Origin of the sequence: Vibrio inusitatus (assembly GCA_024346935.1) — a bacterium.
GTDB lineage: Bacteria > Pseudomonadota > Gammaproteobacteria > Enterobacterales > Vibrionaceae > Vibrio > Vibrio inusitatus.
Map to the genome: position 1 here is coordinate 565323 of AP024879.1, position 22885 is coordinate 588207.

Here is a 22885-nt window from a genome sequence, read left to right on the forward strand (position 1 = left end):
GTGATTAGTGCTCAAGTTCCGCTGTTTGAGTGGTCAACGGAATCGCTTGTCCAATGCGTAGCAATTCCATCATTTTTTGAGGTTGGCCATGAACATTTTTAATGCTCATATTCCGATCGCTTTCTACTAGGCGTTTGTATAGATAAACAATCGCGCCAATGCCTGACGTATCCATGAAATCCACATGCTCTAAATCAATTTCAATTTGAGGGTGGTTATCGTCGGTTAGTACATCATCAATGCATATTTGCGCTTCCTTGCTTGCTTGAGCATTAAAGTCACCAAATACCGCTAAAGTAAGTAGGTTTTCACTTGATTCAATTTTGCGTAGTTCCATGATGTTATCTCCGTTTAAGAATCGCTTCAGTGAGCGTACTTAGTAGATAGCAGGAACCGTGCCAAAAAATAAACGCAATAAAAACAAAGGTTTAAATAGGCGTGTCAAAATGAGAAATTGAGTTTCTTAAAATGAGAAAGGTAATGGGTTCAGATAAACAGGGAGAAAAAACCAAAAAGGCTCACTTAATAGTGAGCCTTGATAGCAGATAGCAGATAGCAGATTAGCTATGACACCATTTGACAAGCATGTTTTGAATGTCTGCCGATCGATAGGGCTTAGTTAGTACGTCATCCATTCCTGATTTGAAACACATTTCTCGTTCAGTAAGTGTGGTGCTGGCGGTTAAAGCGATGATAGGCATTTTTATTCCTAAAGCGCGAATCTTTTCGGTAGCCTCAAAACCATCCATTTCAGGCATACGGCAATCCATCAGTATCATGTCATAAGATTTGTTTTGCGACGCTGTGACCGCTTCAACACCATTATTCGCAATATCCGGTTTGATATTGAGCTTAGTGAGCATTTCATTAATGATAATTTGGTTCATACGAATATCATCAACGACTAATACTGATAGGTGTTCAGGAAGAAGTTCATTGAGTTGTTTTGCTGGGTCTTTGGCGGCACTGGCTAATTTTTCAACTTTCGTAAGCGGAATATCACCTATGAAGGTCGTACCGACATCAACAACGCTCTCTAACGTTATTGAACCACCCATCAATTGAACGAGTTGATTGCAAATCGCGAGACCGAGCCCAGTGCCTTCAAAGTTTCTTTTACTCGAACGATCTACTTGCGTGAACGGTTGAAATAGCTTTTTTTGAGCCTGAGGGCTTATACCAATACCTGTGTCTATGACTTGAAATTGGAGATGGCTATCTTTCCAATCCAAATTTAAGGTGACAGACCCTTTATCAGTAAACTTAACTGCATTCCCAATGAGATTGACAAAGATTTGTGTAATGCGTTCCATGTCTCCCTCTACAGCTTTAGGCACTCTATCAGAGATATTCACAACAAAACGTAATGATTTTTCACATGCCTTGGAATTGAAAATGCTAGTTAGGGTTTTAAGTAAAGAGCTGATTTCAAACTTGCGGGGGAGTAGGGTGAACATATCAGCGTTGATCTTACTGTAGTCAAGAAGATCATTGATAATCACGCGTAAAAACTCACCAGATTGAGAGAGGTTTTCTACTAGTTCCTTTTGATGGCTATCAAGCTTGGTATCTTGAAGAAGCTCTGAGCTCCCAAGTAAACCGTTTAATGGAGTACGCAGTTCGTGATTGATCATCGCAAGAAAATCGCGGGTTGCACGCTCTGATTGTTCTGCTTTCTTACGAGATTCTATATTGCGATAAATAATTTGTTGACGGTTAACCGCTCTACACAGTAAATCGGCAATTAACCTTAACGGCTGCTCTATAAACTGATTGTCTTGTTCAGTATCCTGTATTTTGAGACTGAGCAAACCGATTTTTTCTCTATTTACAACCAGTGGTATATCAAGTTGCGAACCACGCCATTGCAGCTTGAGACTATTAGGATCTACTTCTATTTCAGAGCCGTAGAAAGGCTTTTTCAATCCAAGACCAAGATCTGAATTGAGTTCTAGGTAACAAGCCCTTACAAGCGTGGTATCACATACTTTACCAACGAGATTAGATAACAATACGTCGTCTAAGTGATGATCGAGAAATGCACGACCAAAATAGATGAGCAATGAATCAATTTGTTGTTGAAACTCAAGCTTTAGAATATCTTGAGCGGATGATTTCTCTAGTTGAGCGACAGCCAGTTCAAGCTTTTGATTTGATTCAAACAGTTCAAGACTCTTCTGTTCAAGTAAACTCTCTGCCTGCTTCCGCGAAGCCATTTCTCGCAAAAGTTTTCGTTCTATCAGTTTGATATCAATACTTTGATCAGCCATCGTCAAATACTTACCAATCTATGATTAGTTAACAAGAGTAATATTAAAGCGAACTTCACTTCCCGTTTCATTAAGTGGCTTCATATGTATATCAAGTTTTTGTTCAAAGTGATTGGCACAGCCTTTAATAAGCCCCAGACAAACATGAGACATACATCGAGCACTCTTGTAGTTTAAAACAAGTTCTGTTTCGCTCTCTGAAATGAATTCAAAAGAAGGAGGTACGGCATCTGGGTAGAGTTTTTTAACTTCGACATGAATGTAGTCTTCTACGTGTCGAATGAACTCGAAACTATTAGTACTATGCGCTAGTGCTGCTGCTGGAGGCATGGTGGCAAGAAGTTTCTTAAAAACTGATTCCCCAAACACTTCTTGTAACTGATCGGCAGGTACATCAGAGGTTTTACTTAGGTTGACGATAAGTTTGACCAGGTCTTTATGGTCGTAACTGCCAACCGAAGTGTAAATCCCTTGGTCTTGTGACATCTCTAGTACCTGATCTAAAACCTCAAGGCCAAAATGGTTTTCCACTAAGTCCAAAAATTCGGTAAAAATGATTCCCTTCATTTGCTCTCTCTTAACAATTGCACATTACTATTAACGATTCTTGTACAAACTCATTTAAAAAACAATTACTTCTATGGTTTTTGTGCACGCAGTGTTTAGAAAAGAGAAAGATTTTGCATGGGTTCGATAGGCTGTGCTGTGGCAACAAAGGGGATTTTGCTGTTCCAGCGTAATAGTTTGAGTGCCTCGTGAGGAGCCCTAATCCATTGCAAAGCTTGTTTTTCGTTGAAAAGTAGAGGCATACGATGGTGATAAAGAGCGTATTCGTCATTGGGCTCTGTTGTAAGAGTAACAAATTGATCATTTCCCATTGCTAATGCTGCCATTAAAAAGCCTTTTGATGGCTCGATGGGATTAAATTCAAATTTTTGTTTGCCTGAATCTGTAGTGACCCATTCATACCATCCACTGCACGGGACGATGATTCGATTGTGGGTTAATGCATCTCTAAAGGTAAGTTTGGAAGTAATCGATTCAGAGCGTGCATTGATAATCAGTTGTTTCGACCATTGTGGTTTCGTTCCCCATTGCAGTTGTCGTTGATATAGATGTGTTGGGGTGGATGAAATCACAGATACGGATTGTGTTGGTCGCACATCGTGATTAGTCGAGGGATGAAATTCAAAACCCATAGCGTCTGATATCCACTGAGCAAGAGGATCGTCTGTGATGTTTAATCGTCCACACATTGATTGTCTACTTATCCTGTAAGCCGTGGTGTTAAGTTAGCACATTTAAAACCGTGAAAGAGAAATACGATTGCTCAGGTCTTTACTAGATAAGCCTTCTAGTAGGAGTACAGTGATGCGTTTTTCAATATTAGTAGCCTTGATAGTACCAAGCATGTTGCAAGCTCAGGTTTGGACTCATGAAGGAAAGCCTGCGTACGTCATTGAGCTCTTTACTTCAGAAGGGTGTTCAAGTTGCCCTCCTGCTGACCAGTATCTGTCTCAATATGTAGAAGAAGATAAATTATGGGAAGAGTACATTCCTTTGGCTTACCATGTGGACTATTGGGATTACATTGGTTGGAAAGATCGATTTGCTCATCCTTCTTACAGTCAAAAACAGAGACTGTATAGAAGCTATGGTGTCGTGAACAGTGTTTATACACCAGGCTTTGTGGTAAACGGCGCTGAATGGAAAGGATTTTTTAGCTACCGAACTAGAACTCTCCCTAATATTGAAAGTCACCATTCAAAACCGCTACAGCTAACCAAGGATAACTATAATTACAGTGTCACGTTTCTAGGCGATGGGCAATATACAGCGCATATCGCTTGGCTAGCAATGGACGAAACTACCCCAGTTAAGCGTGGTGAAAATCGTGGTAAAAATCTCAAACATAACTTTATTGTTGTAGAGAAGCAGCAAAAAAATGGGGTAGAGAATTGGAGGTTTGAGCTCAACAATCGTCAACCGATCGCGGAGATCGATGCAGTGGTTGTGTGGTTGACCAAGCTTAACAATTTTGTCCCAGTGCAAACGGTTGGTGGCTGGTTAAACAAGCCTTAACAAGTAAAAAACGAAAGAGAGTGTATATCGGTCAATTAAATGGCATTGTTTTGTCATTTTAGTCTGCTACTGTGTGATTATATTTATAGTTAACAGACAAAGTGAGATTAAGGATGATGCTAAAACTTGAGCAGTATCAGGGTATTATATTTGATATGGATGGCACTCTAATTGATACCATGCCAGCTCATGTAGCTGCATGGGAGCAGACAGCCAAACAGTTTGGATTTGATTTCGATCCTAAATGGCTTCATAGCCTTGGCGGTATGCCAAGTCCAAAGATTGTGTTGGAAGTAAACAGGCGATTTGGCCTAGAGCTAGACCCTGTGCAAGTATCCAGCTTTAAAATGTCTCAGTTTGCCAGCAACGAAGCCAAAGGCGAACTGATCAACATGACTCATCAAGTATTATTAGAGCAGATGCAATCTAAGAAAGTCGCCATTGGCACGGGGGCGCAGCGTAATAGTGCTCATGATTTATTGAAGGCTAGGGGCGTATTCGATTATTTTGATACAGTAGTCACCGCAACTGAGGTCAACAATCACAAACCATTTCCTGATACGTTCTTACTGGCCGCTGAAAATATGCAATGCCAACCAACGGAATGTGTAGTGTTTGAAGATACGCTTTTGGGTTTGCAAGCAGCGCATGCTGCAGGTATGGACTGCTACCTAGTGACGGATTCTGGTTTTGTCTTTAAACCTGTGAACGAGGCAGCGTTTACAGAATAGGTTGTAGAGTTTTGAAAAATAACCCGATCTAAACGATTAGAAAACAAAAGGACTGTCCATGGACAGTCCTTTTTAGTATTTACTTTATTTCAAGTAATTCCACATCAAAGATTAACGTTGATGAGGCGGGGATAGGGCCTGTACCATCTTTGCCATAGGCAAGAGTACTTGGAATGTACAAGCGGAACTTGTCACCTGTCACCATTAGCTGTAAGCCTTCTTGCCATCCGTGAATGACACGATTTAGAGGGAATTCGATAGCCTCACCGCGATCAACCGAACTATCAAACACTGTACCGTTAATAAGGGTACCGTGGTAATGAACTTTAACTGTGTTGGTTGGTGCGGGGTGAGTTTCACCTTCACCTTTCACTAGAATTTCATATTGCAGACCGCTTTTTGTGGTAATGACATCGTCACGTTGACCATTTTCTTGCAGGAATGCTTGGCCTAGAGCGAAGTTTTCTTGCCCCGTTTTATTTTTGGACCAAATGGTGTAAATCATGAATGCAGCTAAAACCGCTATGATGGCAGGGAATAAAAACTTAGACATTAGTGTCATTATCCTTTCGCAATTAAGTATTTGATAGTATTAACAATAGATGGCAGGTCGTTGTGAGCTGAAGTGATGACCATATATTTTCCGTTCACCACAAAGGTAGGCACTGAGTTGATCATACCTTTGCCAGTAATATCGACAGCTTTAGTCACTTCTTCAAACAATTGTTGTTTTTGCTCATCATCGAGATCATACGGAGAAACTAGACCTCGCTCTTTATAAGCATCAATGAGTAGTTGAGTTCTCTCTTCGGCAGGTAATTCCGCATTGGCATGATACGCATTAAATAGTGCGGTCATCATACCTACGTCTGGTTTACCTGTTTCAGATTGCATCGCTGCAGCGTAATAAAACATGGCAGCAGCTTGGGCACTCTCATTGAAGGTCACGTGAACTTTTCCGATAGGCTGACCTATGCCTTCTTCAATTTCTGGAATGAATTTCTCCATTTGTAGGCAGTGCCCACAAGTTAGAGAAAATACCTCAACCACAGGTTGCTCTACAAGATCGCTAATATCGTTTGGTAGTTGAGAGTAGTGAGTGTTCAATTGAGGTTCAGGGTTTTCGCTACATGCGGTCAGTAGTAGCAAGGATGCGAAAACTAGGCTAAGTATTTGAGTTATTTTTTTCATAGTCCCTTAAGTCTTAATAGTAGGCAGAGGAAGGGGTGATGGTTATACATCACCCTTTGGAGTGTATGCTATCTATCCCAGTAGGCTTCTTCAAGGCTATCTTCACGCTCTGGAAGAGAGCGAGACAAGCGAGGAGAGTGCTGAGTTAGTAACTCGTAACTAACTCGGTTTGCATATTTACAAATCTGAGAAAGCGATGAATAAGTGAGGAACGTAGCGCTGTGTTTTTCAGACGCTGGCACATTCTTCTTGTGATAACCGTTGGCAGCAATATCATGAAGCAGAGCTGATAATGCGCCGTCACCCGCACCGTTAGTGTTCTTGATCTCAAGAGGTCCACCTAGGTAAGGGGATATATGCGAATAGACACGGATAGGATCTTTACAGTCTGTAAAGCGCATCGCGCGGCTATATTCATACTTATTAAACTCTGGAATGTTACCTGGCAGTAAGGCGAACTCTGTCTCGCGCTTTTTGTCGTTCTCGGTATAACCAGCCATGTATAAACCGACAGGTCCCGCGGTACAAAGTACTAGGTCTACCCATTCTAATGCTTTGTCTGCAGCTAGAAGTGGATCTTTCTCGCCAGTAAGTGCTTCACCTTCTTCCTCGTTCATTGCAACGATTGTAACGTTTGCTTTAATGAAGTTTTGCCACCAATCTTCATTGCCTTCAATTACATACTTGGTGCCAAGGGTTAACACAACGGGTATGTTGTTTTCTTTTGCTAACTCTACAGCGCGCTGTACCGCTTTTGGCATCGGATCTTCGGGTTTACCGCGCATTAAATAAGAAGAGACCACTAGTGCACTGGCTTTTTCGAAAACATTTTCTGGTATGCTTTCCGGAAGCAGTTGGTTCATATGGCCTTCGTTGATAGCAAAGGTTCGTTCGCCATCATCGGTGATTAACGTGTAGCAACGACCTATAGGACCATCGACGCGCTGTAAATGGTTCAGGTTAACGCGAGATGAAGTCCGGCAAAGATAGCGATATGCATAGCTACCCACATCGATATTTTTAGACATGACACCTAATAACACAGATTTGCTGTCCGCTATCACAGAGTAGTTATGTAGAGTGTTGCCTATGGTATCACCTGGGTGTTCATGGGTGATTAAATCTTTCTCGACAAGCTCTTGGTAGAGGGCATCGGCTACTTCCTGCTCTACAACTAATGAGTGTCCCTTACTCAAAGAATATTTTGTCAAAAATTCATCATCGACTCGTGCTTCGATATCAACAATGGTTTGTCCCACGCCGACGACAGTTGGCCTAGATAGCTTTGGTGTCTGACGGATCTGATTGACCAATGGGTCGCGAGAATGGGTTGGGAAGTAGTGTTTAGACTTTCTTTGACCAGGAAACTTCATAATGGGGTAATGTAAAAGGAAGATGGGCAGAGTATACCACAGGGTTTACTCTGCATATGAGTGAGGGCGTTTAATTTGTAGGCACTTAAACCCTAACTGGTGTTTTAAAAAACAACCTCACTGTTTTTAGACGCCGCTTCGCCAACAGTTTGAGGTTTAGTTACGTCATTGGTCGTTGGGGAATTCGTTGTTAATGAATCTTTTTCGGGCAACGTAGTTGGAACACCGGTCGCAGATTGGTACGCCAAGGTATCCCATAAAGGTACAGTTGAAAGACTGTGCTTGTAGCTACCTGAAGTTTCTTTGGTAGAGTAGGAAATATACATTAGGGTTTGAGAACTTTGATCGAAAATACGGCGAATCTTCATGGTTTTAAAAAAGACACTTTTAGATTTTTTGAATACGATTTCACCCGATTTAGAAGTATCAATTTTAGCAATCATGTCTGGTGTTATCTCTCCAGTTTGACGGCACGAGATAGCCGAGTCAGAAGGATCAGATAAGTCTAGGTTTGCCTCAATGCTTGCCACGTGACATGTCACTCCTGTCACGATTGGATCTACCAGAATATTGATCTTGATGTCTTTGGTGGTGAATAGGCCAAGAGAGACATCACCGACTTCATTTTTATCACACCCAGAAAGAGTAAGGGCAAGCAGTGGAGCCAATAGAGCGATTTTCTTCATTGCGATTTCCGAGAATTTATACAGCGTATTGAATAGAGTAGAGTCTAACACATACAGCTAATCTTGTTTAAATAAGCGATTGTTTGATAAAGAATTGTTCACACATAGATCCGTGTGTATCCTTATACAAAACCAATAATTGAGCATGACTATGAGTAACCAAGCGTCCACAACTAATGTTGAGCATGTACATCAGCAGAAGAACCAATGGCTTTTGTCTCAGATAGACGTGGATTACCCTACGAGAGAAAGTGTCTTGGGAAAAGCGTGTTATCTGGACCTCATTGAGAAGTCTAGTGAGTTTAGTTTGCAGGTAAATTCATTTTCGGGTTCAACACAAGTGGCGAGTAACACTGACTGGTTGAGAGCTGATTTTCATAAACTCACAGTACTATTTGCTCGTTTTACAGCGTCACATAGCGACATTCCCGAAGCGTCCAGAGAGTATCTACAGGAGTTTTTAGCTCAGATTATTCTTGATGATCAAGGTGCCCATTCATTGTGTATCGGATTTGATGGTTCGGAGGTCGTTGGTGTGTGTATCGTATCTATCAGTTCGGATACTGTGCTAGTGTCTGACCTGTTATTGGAAACTAACCTAACGCAAGACGTCGAAATCGCCACTATATTGGATCTTTTTGATAATGAACTAAATCAAGTCGAACAACAATGCCAAGTGTTTGCACAAGTATATGACTACGTTTAGTGATCTAAGTCGGTTAATCGCAAACAAACAAGGACACAGTTAACAGTAAGAAGTACTGCTTTTCCCACTGCTAGCAGTTGTTCGTTATAAACGTAAACACAATCAATTAGATGCTATGGAAAGCAAATTAATGAAGTGTGTTATTTTTGACTGTGAAGGTACGTTGGTTGATAGCGAAAAATTATGCTGTCAGGCGTTAGTAAGCGTCTTTAACTGCTACGGCGCACAGCTTAGTATGGATGAAGCTCTCAGTCATTTTAATGGCGGTAAGCTCGCAGACATACTGATGGAAACCAGTCAACGGCTTGGTGTTAAAGTCGATATAGACGAGCTCGAACCTTTGTATAGAGAAAAAACGAGGGTTCTGTTTCAAGATCAGCTTAGGCCTTGCAAGAATGCAGTCAAAGTTTTGGACACTCTCAAGCAACATGGCATTGAGGTGTGTGTCGTGTCAAATGGCCCTCGTAGCAAACTAGAATACACACTTGAAATTAGTGGCTTATCTGACTATTTCAAAGGTGCTATATTCAGTGCTTTTGACGCAAATAGCTGGAAACCAGAACCCGATCTTATCCAATATGCAGCAATGCGTATGGGATTTCGTGCGAAAGACTGCTTGTTTGTTGATGATACATTGCAAGGTATTCGCGCAGGTGTAGCCGCTAACATTACCACCCTTCATTACCGACCTAATGCCTTGTCTCCTAAATGGAGTGCAGAAGGCGCAATGAGTATCAGTGACCTTTCTGAAGTTCTAGAATACTGCGCTGATGTGCCGCCTCTTGAGTATCATATTTAGACGTAGGTAAAGGGCATTATTCACGTATACTCTTTAACTTAATCTATTGAGATAATTACCAAATATGAATCAAGCCCATTCTAAAAGCCGTGTTGCCATCTTCGCGGACGTGCAAAACATCTATTACACCACCCGAGATGCGTATCGTCGGAATTTTGATTACAACGCTTTTTGGGCATTGGCGATGGAGTATGGAGAGATCGCTTCTGCACAAGCCTACGCAATAGCAAGTCATGACCCTAAACAACGACAGTTTCATCATATCCTCCGAGGTATTGGATTTGAAGTTAAGTTAAAGCCTTACATTCAGCGTTCTGATGGCAGTGCCAAAGGCGATTGGGATGTGGGGATTACCATTGATATCATGGAAAGAGCTTCTGAAGTGGATACGATTATCCTGCTTTCTGGAGATGGTGATTTTGAATTGTTGGTTAAGCACGTGGCTGAGCGCTATAACTGTCATGTTGTTGTGTTAGGTGTACCTCAACTGACTGCAAATGCGTTAAAAGAATCTGCGACAGAGTTCATTGCCATTCAAGACTCCTTGCTACGATAACCCAGATCACAACGTCATTGTTTTTACCTATCAAATATATAGCCCTTAAGTATTAGTATATTTTGGGGTTTGATCCTACCTTTATATCAACGCGCAATAGAACCTAGTGTTGATGTTTTAAAGGTAGCAAGACTTAAGCCGTCAATCTAATTCCTATTGCCATTATTAAATATAAAATCAAGGAGTTAGATATGACAGCTAAACAAGGTAAATGTCCCGTAATGCATGGAGCTGTTACCTATCAGCAAAGGTCAGAGAAACAGTGGTGGCCCAAGGCTCTTAATCTCGATATTCTTCATCAACACGATTCCAAAACCAGTCCTCTTGGTCAAGACTTCAGCTACCGAGAGCAACTTAAATCCCTCGATGTAACCTCTTTAAAAAACGATCTGAAGGCTCTAATGACCACGAGTCAAGATTGGTGGCCGGCAGATTGGGGCCATTATGGCGGTCTAATGATCCGTATGGCTTGGCACTCGGCAGGGACTTATCGAATCGCCGATGGACGCGGTGGTGCGAGTACCGGTAATCAGCGTTTTGCTCCGCTTAATTCTTGGCCGGATAATGCCAATCTAGATAAAGCTCGTCGCTTGTTATGGCCGATTAAACAAAAATACGGCAATAAAATCAGTTGGGCTGATTTAATGATCCTTGCAGGTAATATGGCCTATGAATCCATGGGCTTTAAAACCTATGGTTTTGCGTTTGGTCGAGAAGACATCTGGCACCCAGAGAAGGATATTTACTGGGGATCAGAGAAAGAGTGGCTTGCGCCAAGTGGTACGGAGAGTAGCCGTTATTCAGGAGAGCGCGATCTAGAAAACCCACTTGCGGCGGTAATGATGGGCCTTATCTATGTGAATCCAGAAGGGGTAGATGGCAATCCCGACCCATTGAAAACTGCGCAAGACATGCGAGTGACGTTTGCACGAATGGCAATGAATGAAGAAGAAACAGTAGCCCTAACCGCTGGTGGCCATACTGTGGGTAAGGCACATGGTAATGGAGACGCCTCGCTAATAGGTGCTGAGCCTGAAGGTGCTGATGTGGTAGAGCAGGGACTTGGCTGGATGAATCATCAATCTCGTAGTGTTGGTCGTGACACCGTCACTAGCGGAATTGAAGGGGCATGGACAACGTATCCGACTCAGTGGGACAACGGGTATTTTCACCTGTTATTCACTTATGATTGGGAGCTAACGAAGAGTCCAGCAGGTGCTTGGCAGTGGGAGCCAGTCAATATTGATGAAGCGGATAAACCAGTCGATGTTGAAGATGACACTATTCGTTACAACCCAATGATGACCGATGCAGATATGGCATTGAAAATCGATCCAGAGTATAGAAAAATTTCAGAGCGTTTTCATAATGATCCAGAGTACTTCAATGAGGTATTTGCTCGAGCTTGGTTTAAGTTAACGCATAGAGATATGGGGCCAAAGAGTTGTTATTTAGGCCCGGATGTCCCTTCTGATGATTTGATTTGGCAAGATCCCATCCCAGGTGGTTCGACTGACTATGATGTGGGCTCTGTGAAATCGAAGATCTTAGAGAGTGGGCTAAGTGTCTCTGAATTAGTGATCACAGCGTGGGACAGCGCAAGAACCTTTAGAGGCTCAGATAAACGAGGTGGAGCAAATGGCGCTCGAATTCGATTAGCACCACAAAAAGATTGGCAAGGCAATGAGCCTAGTAAGCTTGCTAAGGTATTGGCTGAACTTGAGATAATTGCCAGTGACTCCGGTGCCAGTATTGCCGACACTATCGTTATCGCGGGTAATGTGGGCGTTGAACAAGCAGCAAAGACTGCAGGGTTTGATATCAAGGTTCCATTTACACCGGGTCGTGGTGATGCGAGCAGTGAGATGACGGATACAGAATCTTTTGCAGTGCTTGAGCCTGTTGCTGATGGTTTCAGAAACTGGCAAAAACAAGAGTATGTGGTGACATCAGAAGAGCTATTGCTGGATAGAGCCCAACTAATGGGTCTCACGGCTCCCGAAATGACAGTGTTAGTCGGTGGGCTGCGCGTTATTGGTACAAACTATGCGAACAGTTCTCACGGCGTATTTACTGATAATGTGGGCGCGTTAAGTAACGACTTTTTTGTTAATCTCACTGATATGAACAATGTTTGGAAACCGAGACAAGATGGGCTCTATGAGCTTTGTGATAGAAGTAGCGGGGATACTAAGTGGACTGCAACACGAGTTGATTTAGTGTTTGGCTCTAACTCCATACTGAGATCTTATGCTGAGGTGTACGCGCAAGACGACAGTAAAGAGAGGTTTGTGGAAGATTTCGTAGCGGCGTGGGTCAAAGTTATGAATGCAGACAGGTTCGACCTACTATAAGCTCGACCTAGTACAACCAAGAAACAAAGCTCCATAGTGAAACTACTATGAATAGTGAAACCGCTATGGGGCTTTAAATTTATTAAGTTAAAGGCTTGTGTTGCCTTGAATAAAACTTATAAATAACCGCAATTACAAAACAGGCGGTAGCAGGGACTAATAGAGACATAAATTGATACTTCGCGTACAACAGTACACCTGCTGTTCCCCCAGATATAAAGCCCAATATTATGTAGATAAACAGTTTCGCTTTTCGTTTATCTAGTGGTTCCCCTCTAAACAGCTTACCTAGCATTATCCCTAAGTCGGTAAAAATACCAGTAACGTGAGTGGTTCTAACTATGGCACCGCTGTAGGTAGTCGCCATAGCGTTTTGCAAGCCACAGGCCGCTGATGCAAAGTACAATCCAGAGAAGTTGCCAGATGAAAGAAGCCCAAGTGCGATAAACAAGAACAGAGACTCTATAAAAAGTACCGAGTCATAATGCCTTCCTAGCTTTAACGTAGAGCTATGAAGTAAGTATCCTGCGATTGATGAGCCGAACATAAACGAAAGCAAAACAGCCAACAAATTTAGTACATGACTAAAAGAGCTATTGATAACACTAATACCGAGCAGTGTTGCCGTTCCAGACAAGTGTGAAACAGACTGATGCTCAAAACCTAGTAAGCCAATTGAATTAACAAAGCCTGCTACCAACGCCAGAATGAAAGCACCCACTTCCACCCATTTTGGTAATCGAGAAATCACGATCTAATTCCTGGTTAAATATCTTTGGAAAACGACAAAGTGAAGTGCTGGATAATATCCAACACCTCAAGAGTCAAAACCGATATGTGAGAGGGTTCTAGCTTGCTGAAGACTCTTGGTCTTTTGGCTCTTGATCGACAGAAACTTCAGTTTGCTCCGCTTCAAGTTCCATTTTTTCTCGCTCAGCTTTTGAAATATATTTTGGCTTATTTGAGCTGTGAAGCTTGGAGTTTTGCTTCTTAATTTTCTTTTTTAGGATCTGATTGATTTTCTTCTTGCGGTTCATTTTTTAACCTTGTTTAGCTTAACGGAGCTAAGACTACCACATTCTATTAATTTTGGTGATATTAAGCAGTGAATTAACTATAGCTAATCGTTATTTGTGTCGGTTGAATGAAGTATACTGATTTGACCAATAATGATTGTAACGAGTAGGTAGTATGACGAAGAAGTTTGCAGAAATCTCTGGTTGGGGAAAGTGTCTTCCTCCAACAGTATTGACCAACGATGACCTTAGTACATTTCTTGAAACCTCAGACGAGTGGATTAAGCCAAGAACGGGGATATCAGCAAGACGAATCAGTCATGTGCAAACCTCAGATCTCGCGACCGTTGCCGCTCAGCAAGCCATTGATTGTGCGGGCATTCAAGCAAGTGATCTTGACCTTATTATTGTGGCGACGTGTTCTCCCGATACCTTAATTCCTAATATCGCATCCAAGGTTCAAAATAACTTAGGTGCCTTCCAAGCGGCTGCTTTTGACCTTAATGCAGCTTGTACTGGATTTGTATATGGTCTCGAGACTGCGACACGTATGATTCAGGCCGGTGCCTACAAACATGTCTTAGTAATTGGTGCTGAAAGACTCAGCTTCTTCATTGATTGGACGCAACGTGATACCGCGGTTCTATTTGGAGACGGGGCGGGTGCAGTGGTTCTTTCTGAGACAGAACAAGAAGTAGGTTTGCTGCAAAGTAAATTAGGTTGTGACTCTGAAGGAAGAGATATTCTAGCAGTACCAAGCTTTGGTACCTCAATGGAAAGGTTTGCTTCTGATAACGGCTATTTTGAGTTTAATTTTGTAGGGCGTGAAATATTCAAACGAGCAGTAAAAGGAATGGGAAGCGCAGCCCAACATGTGTTAACTGAAGCTCAATTATCTACCGCTAAGATTGATCTTGTGATTCCTCATCAAGCGAATGTTCGAATTATTCAAACTCTTTGTGATCTGGCCGGTATCGAACAAGAAAAAGCTTTTATTAACATCCAAAACTATGGCAATACATCGGCTGCAACTGTACCTATTGCTATCTGCGAGGCGGCAGAGCAGGGCGCGATCAAGCCAGGCGCTGAGATCTTAACGGCTGCCTTCGGCGCTGGACTTACTTGGGGAGCAGGTAGAATTCGTTGGGGTCAGCGTGTCACGCCAATAAGAGAAAGTGAAGCTGCGTTGCCAGCAAGTGATAAAACCGCTCTAGAGCTTCTTGAGCAGGCTATCGAACATTGCAAGAACAACCCAACTCGCGGTTAAGATCTATGACCTATATTTTTAGCTATTGCGTATGAAGAGTATTGTCACTCACACCTGATAGAGGAAAATATGGGTCAATTCACCCTGTTCTACGACGGTACCTGTCCGTTGTGCGTTAAGGAAATGACTTCTCTTAAAAAACACGATGAGTCAAACCAACTGCTACTGGTCGATATTCACGATCAAAATTTTACTGATTATCCGTATATAGATGCCAAACAGGCCTCAGTGATGCTGCATGCATTGAACGAAGAAGGGAAGCTGTTACTTGGGTTGGATGTAACCTATCAGGCATGGAGTAGAGTAGGAAAAGGATGGGTCTACGCGCCGACACGCTGGATAATCCTGCGCCCGTTGTGTGACAAAATTTATCTATGGTTCGCCAAAAATCGCTATTCAATCTCACGTTGGCTGACCGGTTCTTCACGCTGCGAAAGTTGCAGATTGAAGTAGCCAAACATAAAAAAGACTGAGACACACGGGGAGCGCTCAGTCTTTCTCTTTTTAATAGCTTGCAGCTTGCAACTTATAGCTTATAGCTTTCATCTGTCAGTTATAGCTTTGTAAAGCTTAACGTTTCAAGCATCAGTCCACGTTTAACAAAGTTAATGTGAACTTCGTAAGTTCCCGCTTCAAGCTTAACGGTCAAACCGTCAACATCGACGCTTTTGCCCTCAGTGCCATTCACTGGGAACGACATACTGAACAAGCCATTCAAGTGCATGCTACAAGAAGATTGCGCCAGTGAATTTCTATCGTAATTCGCTACCGCTGAGCAGTGGTATTCGCCTGCTGTTTCGATCTTGATCGTTTTAGTCACATTTTCTGCTGTGTTTAACTCAATTGGCTGTGTAACAGAAATTGCGTCTTCACAGATTTTCGCTTGTGGTGCAAACGGTTTAATGGGTTCGTACTTCTTAAGCGGACGAGACATAACCGGTGCATCCATAATGAAGCGGCAGATGTTCATCGCGCTTCGCTGTAACTCACCAATGGTCAGAGTGCCGTCTTCTACCGCTTGAATAGTATTGTCACCCATACCGTTAGTTTCAGCTGTGTCATTCTCAACGACCATGTATAGATCATTTTGAGCGCGAACCATGAACGAAGTAAAGGTTTTAGACTCTTCTCCTGCAAGAACACAGTCATTCATTTTCGCCCACCAGTCGGTCATCACAATACCACTGTAACCCCACTCGCCGCGGAGGATGGTAGTATTTAGGTCGTAGTTTGACGCTGCCCAGTGCCCATTGATTGGGTTATAAGACGTCATGATAGTGGTTGCATCACCAAGCTTAACTGCCATTTCAAATGGCTTAAGGTGGATTTCACGTAATGCACGCTGAGACATTGCGCTATCTGAATCTACGCGCGCGGTTTCTTGATCGTTTGCTGCAAAGTGCTTGATAGTTCCTGAAACACCAGCAACCTTAAGACCACGAGTTTGTGCAGCCGCCATAATACCCGTCATGAACGGATCTTCTGAGAAGTACTCAAAATTACGGCCATTGAGCGGATGGCGATGGATGTTGATGCCAGGACCAAGCAGGGTATCGATAAGGTTTGCTTGCATCTCTTCGCCCACAAGCTTAAACAGTTCATGGTTAAGAGGTGTATTCCATGTACAAGCCAGCAGAGTACCGATTGGAACCTGAGAGGCTTTATGTCCGCTATCCATACGGATACCAGAAGGACCATCTGCAGCGGCTGCCGTTGGGATACCTAATTCAAACAAGCTATCGCTTACGCCGCCAAATGCTGCCGCTGTTCCTGGAGTTACCTTAGGACTACACATGCCTTCACCGCGCACGATAGTTGCTAGTTGCTCAAGGCTAAGCTGTGCAATGAACTCTTCTAGAGTAGCTCGGCCTTCTTTAACATCAGCTAAGCGTATGCCTTTATCTCCGCTGATTGGATAGGTAGTAGGCATGTTTTCTGCAATACGGTCAGCTAGAGACACTGTGCGCTGAGGTACAGGTTCATACGCTTTTTCGTAAAGTCCGTTGTTCGAAATTGTACTAGGCTTAAGGCGCTCAAACTGTTGTATTGCCGCCATTGCTTCTTCAAGTTGCTCGACGACTAGCAGTTCTAATAAATTAAGTTTTGCTTCAATAAGCGTTGCTTTGCGAACACTTTCGCCTAGGTAAAACTGGTATGATCCTGCTTCAAGTACGTACGCGTGAGCCTTACCTGTAATGCCATTGTCATCAAATGAAGCTAGTGTGCTTAACGCGACTGATATTGTCACAGTGTCACTTTGTCCAGCTTCCAACTCGCAAGTTTTACCAAAACCAGCCAATACGCGTGCAGGCTTACCGAGCTTACCTTGCGGAGCTTCAACATAAAGCTGCACAACTTCTTTAGCTTTGTATTGTGAACCAGTGTTAGTGACCTTAACGTCAAAGGTTAGGATTGTGTCAATGCCAGCTCCCTCAACTTTGAAAGAGGTGCACTCACGATCGAAACTGGTATAAGAAAGACCATGGCCAAATGGGTATTGAACTGCGTCCTTGTTGAAGGTTTCAAAGTAGCGGTAACCGACATAGATGTCTTCTTGGTATTGGTTACAAACCTTGCTACCGAAATTAGCATCAGAAGGGTAGTCCGATAATTTATACGCAATAGTATTGGTTAGTCGTCCGCTTGGAGCAATATCCCCTGATAATACGTCAGCAAGGGCATGCCCACCTTCCATACCCGCAGCCCAACTGTAAAGTACAGCAGTAATAGAATCTTTATGATCAGCGGTGTTTAGCCAAGACATATCCATAATGTTAGTAACGTTCATTACAATAATTACGTTATCAAAGAAGGCATTGACCTTGTTTACCATGGCAAGTTCAAGGTCAGTTAGCTTATAGCTTCCTGCTTCGTTTGCATTGTCTTGATCTTCACCAGCTGTGCGACCAATGAAGACCACGGCTTTGTTTGATTTAGAAGCAGCTGTCTTAACTATGTCGTCTGACAAAGGCATTTCATGTTGGAACCAAGGTTCTGCAGCCCAGCCACCGCCGCCATCGTCAAATGGGTTTTCTGCAATCCAATCTTGGTAAACGGCGACGAGCTCTTCATTGATGGTAACGCCTTTATTTGCACGAAGGCCTTCTAACGCATTGATTGCGTAAGGCACATTCACTGCGCCACCCGAACCCGTGCCACTTCGATAGGTGTCAATCTGACAACGACCAAATAGAGAAACGGTATCTTCCGATGAAAGGGGAAGCGTATTTTGACGATTCTCTAGTAATACAATGCCTTCACCAGCAGCCTTGCGACTGACTGGAACTAAGTTTTTCTGTGCAATGCGTATTTGTTCTGTTTGCATAAAGTTATCCGATAAACCTATTAATGGGCCAATTTTTAGAACACTTTTAATTGGTGCAATCTAGAAAGAAAGCGCTTTCTTTTTTGCTTGAAAAGAAAATGTTCCACGTTAGTTTTCCCCCCCATGATGAATTATCTGGAAGGTTTTGTTGATTTATTGGCAGTGTAAATAACAAAACTGAGCTTGTGCGTAAGAAAGTTCAATAGTGTGAAATCATTCTCATTGTGCGTATTGATAAGGGGATCTTGCTCTCGTAATTGCCTAGAACGGAAAAGAAAAATGTGTTCGTGAGCAATTATAATACTGTTGTTGTTCGCAGAATATGTGAGTTGTGAGCTTCATTTTACATGTATTAAGTGGGAAGCTATGTTTGTAATGAGGTCCCCGATAAAAGCGCTCGGGGACGACTGTCGTATAGATTTATGTAAGTTAAGCCTGTCACTCTACGGGCTGTTAGTGGAAATCTTTTATACTACAGACTAAACATTTGCTGTCTTATAAGTTTTAAATCCGCCAATCAGATTTCTCGCTTTGAATCCGTTGTTAACCAACTGGCGATACGCAACGTTACCGCGTAAACCAACTTGACAGTAAACTACAATCTCTTTGTCTTTCGGCAACTCATGCATTCTATGGCGAAGTTGATCTACTGGAATATTGATATCACCGTGAATGTGGTTCCCATCTTTTCGCTCGGTTGGATTTCTAACATCGAGTAAGAGTTGATCAGCAGATAAGTTATCGACTTGGTCAAAGTGAATGGGAGTCGAATCACCTTTAACTATATTGTTGGCAACGAATGCGGCTTGATTGATGACATCTTTGGCACTTCCGTAAGGGGGAGCATACGTCAGCTCTAAGTGTTGCAGTTGTTCAACCGTCATACCAGCACGCTGGGCAACAGCCATCACATCAATTCGTTTATCAACTCCGTCTTTACCTGTTGCTTGGGCACCCAGAACCTTTCCCGTAGAAGGGTCGAACAGCATTTTGAAAGAGATGATTTCTGCACCAGGGTAATAGCTCGCGTGGCTTGCGGCATGTACATACACTTTTTCGTAATTTATGTTTTCTCGTACAAGCTGCTTCTCATTTTTACCGGTAGACGCAATGGCTAAGTCAAAAACTTTACAAATTGCAGTGCCTTGAGTTCCTTGATAGGTTTCTTGTCTACCTAACATATTATCGGCGGCCATTCTGCCTTGTCTATTGGCGGGGCCTGCTAGGGGCACTAAGGTTTGTTTTCCTGTAACAAAATCTTTTTCTTCTACAGCGTCTCCCACAGCATAGATATAAGGGTCGCTGGTTTGCATCGATTCATTGGTGTAGATGCCACCTAGCTGTCCTATTTTGAGCCCTGCTTGCTCTGCTAGGGTAGTTTCCGGTTTAACACCAATAGCCATGATTAGAATGTCAGTTGCGAGTTCTTCGCCATTGCTAAGTTTCAGATTCAATGAACCTTGTAAGTGCTGATGGTATTCAGCTTCACCAGCTTCAGTATTTGCAATATGTTGATTGGGTATGTGTTGAACAGAGTGAAGTGCAACACCTAGTTTTAGGTCAATGCCCTTGTTTAGAATTTCAGTATGTACAAAGCCTGCCATTTCACGATCTACTGGAGTCATTACCTGGTCTGCCATTTCTATCAACGTGGTTTTGATTCCGAGTTGATGAAACGCTTCCATCATCTCTAGACCTATGAACCCACCACCAACAACGGTGGCATGCTCTGCTTTATTCATCTTAAGAGTGTTGATGATGCGATCCATATCTGGAATGTTTCGCAAAGAGTGGGTGAGTGGGTTACTCAGACCTTCTATAGGAGGAACGATAGGTCCTGCCCCAGGGCTTAACAGTAAAAAATCATAGCTTTCTATGTATTCGCTACCATCAATCAGATTTTTTATAGTGACGGTTTTGTCTTGACGCTGAATAGCAACAACTTCGTTCATAACACGTACATCGACGTTAAATCGTGCTAAGAAACTTTCTGGCGTTTGCAAAAGAAGCTTGCTTCGGTCGGTGATGTCACCTCCGATATGATAAGGAAGACCACAATTGGCAAAAGAAACAAATTCTCCTCGCTCAATCATGATGATTTCTGCATCTTCGCTTAATCGACGTGCTCTAGCAGCAGCAGACGCGCCACCTGCCACACCGCCTACGATAAGGATCTTAGTCATTGTTGTTGCTCCAAAATTGTTTTCGATTGATCGGCTGTGGCTACTGTACCACTTTAATAAGTAAATACTAATATTAACCAGTCTAAATTTGCAAGTGCTAAATTAGCATTGACTAATAAAGAGATTTGTTTAAACTATCTCCAGTCATACAATTGAATCATAGGTATGAATCTTGATAGATAATAATCAAAGCCAAGCGCAACCAGATGCATCAGATCTGCATGATATAAAAGCAAAAGCCGATAACGTTGCGTCAGTTTTGAAGGTCTTGTCCCATGCTGAACGTTTGATGGTTGTGTGCCAACTGATTGAGGGTGAAAGAGGAGTATCAGAACTCCAGAAAGGTTCTCTACTCAATCAATCTGCATTGTCTCAGCATCTTAAAGTGTTGAGAGATAACGAACTTGTGCACGTGAGAAAAGAATCGCAGAAAGTGTTTTATTCGCTTAAAAATAAGCAAGTAGAGCAACTTATAAAGTCTTTGTATCAAATTTACTGTTAATTGAGGGAGATGATTATGGAGTTTACAATTCCTTGGTCCTCGTTGTTCGGGGGAATGCTTTTAGGTATTTCTGCATCGTTGTTATTACTTTTTAACGGCAAGATTGCCGGCATCAGTGGCATTGTCTCTGGTCTTATGAAAAATGAGTCAGGAGATAGAGGCTGGCGCTGGTTGTTTGTTATTGGCATGGTCATTGGCGGCGTTCTCGGTGCAAAAGCTTTTGGCGCTCACATCCCAACGCAGTACGACACTAATTTATTGTTGTTATTACTTGGCGGGTTGTTTGTAGGTATAGGTACTAAAATCGGCAATGGATGCACCTCAGGCCACGGTATTTGCGGAATAGGGCGCTTATCTAAACGCTCAATTATCGCGACTTGTGTATTCATGTTGGTTTCAGGTATTACTGTATTTGTTCGCTTGCATTTAGTGGGGTAAGAATATGTTTAAGTTTATCTCGATTATAGCGGGTGTATTGTTTGGTCTGGGTATGGCTATCTCAGGCATGGTTGATCCGGTAAAAGTCATTGGATTTTTGGATGTCGCAGGCAACTGGGATCCAAGTCTAGCATTTGTAATGGGAGGTGGTTTAGTCGTCTTCTTGCCTACTTACTTCTTAGTAATCAAAAAGCAAACGAAACCTTTATCGGCAGAAACATTCTCAGTCTCCGAGAATCAAATTATCGATAGCCGCTTGCTGGTTGGAGCCGGTTTATTTGGTCTCGGTTGGGGTTTAGTGGGCATTTGTCCTGGACCCGTTGTTTCTTCATTAGGAGTAGGAAATGTTCAAGCATGGTTGTTTTTAATAGCGATGCTTGGCGGTTTCTACATTGGTGGGCGCGTAAACCGAGCTTCTAACTGAGCTTTTTACCGACGTTCTAGGTCAATCTAAAACGCCCTCGATTGAGGGCGTTTAGGTAAGTTACTCAATAGAGAATGACAAAGGACAATGATCACTCAATTGATAGCGAATTACATCATTTCTTGAGAAAGCATCTTGAGAGGGCTTCGAGAATGCCAAATCAGAGCTCACAACCACATGATCTATTAGATTACGGAATTTATGAGTTTGATTAGGGTTCTTGTTAGAACGAACTTCGCACCTAGCATTGGTATCTTTCGATGCGAGAACCGCATTGTTTGTTTCCTGTGTAAGTATCTCCCATAACCAGTCACCACGGTAAGCAAGGTTATGATTAAAGTCCCCCATGATGACAAAAGAATCACCGTTACTTTGTCGGTCTCTAACCCATTGGTTGAGCATCTTTCCTTGTTGTTCTAAGAGTTTACAAGACCGATTGTTGCGTTTTACCCCCTGACAGCCTGCCTTAAGATGAACAGAAAGGATGTGCAGACTCGGTTTGTTGTTGCTTCTATCGATAACTATATAGCTGGCAAAACGAAGTTTCCCATTGTGGGTAGCGTTTAAATCAATATCTGGTTGGTTATGAACGGTCAGCGATTTGTGTATCGCAAATCCTGTGTACTGGTTGATCTCGTTAAATTGTCGGTGAGAATTTTTATCGAGCGCGCGATCAGATAAAATGATTTGGTAATCAGTCCCAACGACTTGCGCAATAGCGGCAACACTATCAACTTCCTGAAATGCGAGTACCTCGGCGTCGGTTTTATTAAAGTAACGAGACAGAGTAGAGAAGTCTTCGATACTCCTGTTACTTTCAGAGAATTGTGGATAACTCTGCGTGGATAGCCAGGCGATATTCCAACTCGAGAGTTTTACATTGGTTGCATATGCACTGCACGAGAACAATGAAAACAGCAACATTATCCATGTATATGCAAGTGGTTTTTTAAGTTTTTCTAGCATCTAAATTCGCTCTTCC

The 22885-nt window shown here is 42.5% G+C and carries 23 protein-coding genes and 1 pseudogene; 11 read left to right on the top strand and 13 right to left on the bottom strand.

Annotated elements, in window-relative coordinates:
• Positions 1-4: 4 nt before the first annotated feature.
• From OCU48_RS15575 to OCU48_RS15590, 4 genes are all read right to left on the bottom strand, one after another.
• Positions 5-337, bottom strand: a complete 333-nt coding sequence (locus OCU48_RS15575) for an STAS domain-containing protein (protein ID WP_141344730.1) — start codon at positions 335-337, stop codon at positions 5-7.
• A 223-nt stretch (positions 338-560) separates the two neighbouring features.
• The gene (locus tag OCU48_RS15580; protein ID WP_141344731.1) at positions 561-2270 is read right to left on the bottom strand and encodes an ATP-binding protein; all 1710 of its coding nucleotides are present in this window, start codon (positions 2268-2270) and stop codon (positions 561-563) included.
• A gap of 24 nt (positions 2271-2294) precedes the next feature.
• Positions 2295-2837, bottom strand: coding sequence for a heme NO-binding domain-containing protein (locus tag OCU48_RS15585; RefSeq protein WP_141344732.1), 543 nt, complete (start codon positions 2835-2837; stop codon positions 2295-2297).
• Between the two features lie 95 nt (positions 2838-2932).
• Positions 2933-3526: an SOS response-associated peptidase gene (locus OCU48_RS15590; RefSeq protein WP_141344733.1), complete on the bottom strand. Its 594-nt coding sequence runs from the start codon at positions 3524-3526 to the stop codon at positions 2933-2935.
• Between the two features lie 115 nt (positions 3527-3641).
• Between OCU48_RS15590 and OCU48_RS15595 the strand changes: the two genes are divergently transcribed.
• Both OCU48_RS15595 and OCU48_RS15600 read left to right on the top strand, forming a co-directional pair.
• Entirely contained in the window at positions 3642-4352 is a 711-nt protein-coding gene (locus OCU48_RS15595; protein WP_141344734.1) for a DUF1223 domain-containing protein, read from the top strand.
• A gap of 113 nt (positions 4353-4465) precedes the next feature.
• Positions 4466-5083, top strand: a complete 618-nt coding sequence (locus OCU48_RS15600; protein ID WP_141344735.1) for a beta-phosphoglucomutase family hydrolase — start codon at positions 4466-4468, stop codon at positions 5081-5083.
• A gap of 79 nt (positions 5084-5162) precedes the next feature.
• Here OCU48_RS15600 and OCU48_RS15605 read toward each other — a convergent pair whose 3' ends face one another.
• The 4 genes and pseudogenes from OCU48_RS15605 to OCU48_RS15620 form a co-directional block, all read right to left on the bottom strand.
• On the bottom strand, positions 5163-5636 hold the full coding sequence (locus tag OCU48_RS15605; RefSeq protein WP_141344736.1) for a BamJ family beta-barrel-assembly machinery protein: 474 nt from the start codon (positions 5634-5636) through the stop codon (positions 5163-5165).
• An 8-nt stretch (positions 5637-5644) separates the two neighbouring features.
• Entirely contained in the window at positions 5645-6274 is a 630-nt protein-coding gene (locus OCU48_RS15610) for a thioredoxin domain-containing protein (RefSeq protein ID WP_141344737.1), read from the bottom strand.
• A 68-nt stretch (positions 6275-6342) separates the two neighbouring features.
• Positions 6343-7647, bottom strand: a complete 1305-nt coding sequence (locus OCU48_RS15615) for an inosine/guanosine kinase (protein ID WP_141344738.1) — start codon at positions 7645-7647, stop codon at positions 6343-6345.
• Positions 7648-7865: 218 nt separating this feature from the next.
• Positions 7866-8333, bottom strand: a pseudogene (locus OCU48_RS15620) (CreA family protein); the annotation flags it as partial.
• Between the two features lie 151 nt (positions 8334-8484).
• Between OCU48_RS15620 and OCU48_RS15625 the strand changes: the two are divergent.
• From OCU48_RS15625 to katG, 4 genes are all read left to right on the top strand, one after another.
• Positions 8485-9039: a hypothetical protein gene (locus OCU48_RS15625; protein ID WP_141344740.1), complete on the top strand. Its 555-nt coding sequence runs from the start codon at positions 8485-8487 to the stop codon at positions 9037-9039.
• Positions 9040-9169: 130 nt separating this feature from the next.
• Positions 9170-9838: an HAD-IA family hydrolase gene (locus tag OCU48_RS15630; protein WP_371859080.1), complete on the top strand. Its 669-nt coding sequence runs from the start codon at positions 9170-9172 to the stop codon at positions 9836-9838.
• Positions 9839-9902: 64 nt separating this feature from the next.
• Complete coding sequence (locus OCU48_RS15635; protein WP_141344742.1) at positions 9903-10394, top strand: LabA-like NYN domain-containing protein; 492 nt, start codon at positions 9903-9905, stop codon at positions 10392-10394.
• A 191-nt stretch (positions 10395-10585) separates the two neighbouring features.
• Positions 10586-12748, top strand: a complete 2163-nt coding sequence (gene katG / locus OCU48_RS15640; protein WP_141344743.1) for a catalase/peroxidase HPI — start codon at positions 10586-10588, stop codon at positions 12746-12748.
• An 82-nt stretch (positions 12749-12830) separates the two neighbouring features.
• Here the strand turns inward: katG and OCU48_RS15645 are convergent, their stop codons facing one another.
• Together OCU48_RS15645 and OCU48_RS15650 are read right to left on the bottom strand one after the other, a co-directional pair.
• Positions 12831-13499 carry a YoaK family protein gene (locus OCU48_RS15645; protein ID WP_141344744.1) on the bottom strand — a complete coding sequence of 223 codons (669 nt, stop codon included), beginning with the start codon at positions 13497-13499 and terminating at the stop codon, positions 12831-12833.
• A gap of 97 nt (positions 13500-13596) precedes the next feature.
• Positions 13597-13785, bottom strand: a complete 189-nt coding sequence (locus OCU48_RS15650) for a DUF2986 domain-containing protein (RefSeq protein WP_141344745.1) — start codon at positions 13783-13785, stop codon at positions 13597-13599.
• Between the two features lie 154 nt (positions 13786-13939).
• Here OCU48_RS15650 and OCU48_RS15655 point away from each other — a divergent pair, with 154 nt between their 5' ends.
• Complete coding sequence (locus OCU48_RS15655) at positions 13940-15031, top strand: ketoacyl-ACP synthase III (protein ID WP_141344746.1); 1092 nt, start codon at positions 13940-13942, stop codon at positions 15029-15031.
• Between the two features lie 69 nt (positions 15032-15100).
• On the top strand, positions 15101-15484 hold the full coding sequence (locus OCU48_RS15660; protein ID WP_141344747.1) for a thiol-disulfide oxidoreductase DCC family protein: 384 nt from the start codon (positions 15101-15103) through the stop codon (positions 15482-15484).
• Positions 15485-15584: 100 nt separating this feature from the next.
• Here OCU48_RS15660 and OCU48_RS15665 read toward each other — a convergent pair whose 3' ends face one another.
• Together OCU48_RS15665 and OCU48_RS15670 are read right to left on the bottom strand one after the other, a co-directional pair.
• Entirely contained in the window at positions 15585-18356 is a 2772-nt protein-coding gene (locus OCU48_RS15665; protein ID WP_141344748.1) for a glycoside hydrolase family 3 protein, read from the bottom strand.
• 479 nt (positions 18357-18835) lie between these two features.
• Entirely contained in the window at positions 18836-20539 is a 1704-nt protein-coding gene (locus OCU48_RS15670; protein ID WP_141344749.1) for an FAD-dependent oxidoreductase, read from the bottom strand.
• Between the two features lie 172 nt (positions 20540-20711).
• On the opposite strand from OCU48_RS15670, the gene OCU48_RS15675 reads away from it, so the two are divergent.
• The 3 genes from OCU48_RS15675 to OCU48_RS15685 are packed head-to-tail and all read left to right on the top strand — an operon-like array spanning position 20712 to position 21903.
• Positions 20712-21041, top strand: coding sequence for an ArsR/SmtB family transcription factor (locus OCU48_RS15675; protein ID WP_244312247.1), 330 nt, complete (start codon positions 20712-20714; stop codon positions 21039-21041).
• 15 nt (positions 21042-21056) lie between these two features.
• Positions 21057-21479 (top strand): YeeE/YedE family protein, encoded by a 423-nt coding sequence (locus tag OCU48_RS15680; RefSeq protein ID WP_141344751.1) that lies wholly within the window; start codon positions 21057-21059, stop codon positions 21477-21479.
• Positions 21480-21483: 4 nt separating this feature from the next.
• Complete coding sequence (locus OCU48_RS15685; RefSeq protein WP_141344752.1) at positions 21484-21903, top strand: YeeE/YedE family protein; 420 nt, start codon at positions 21484-21486, stop codon at positions 21901-21903.
• Positions 21904-21963: 60 nt separating this feature from the next.
• On the opposite strand, the gene OCU48_RS15690 is transcribed toward OCU48_RS15685, so the two are convergent.
• Positions 21964-22869 (bottom strand): endonuclease/exonuclease/phosphatase family protein, encoded by a 906-nt coding sequence (locus OCU48_RS15690; RefSeq protein ID WP_141344753.1) that lies wholly within the window; start codon positions 22867-22869, stop codon positions 21964-21966.
• Positions 22870-22885: the final 16 nt, after the last annotated feature.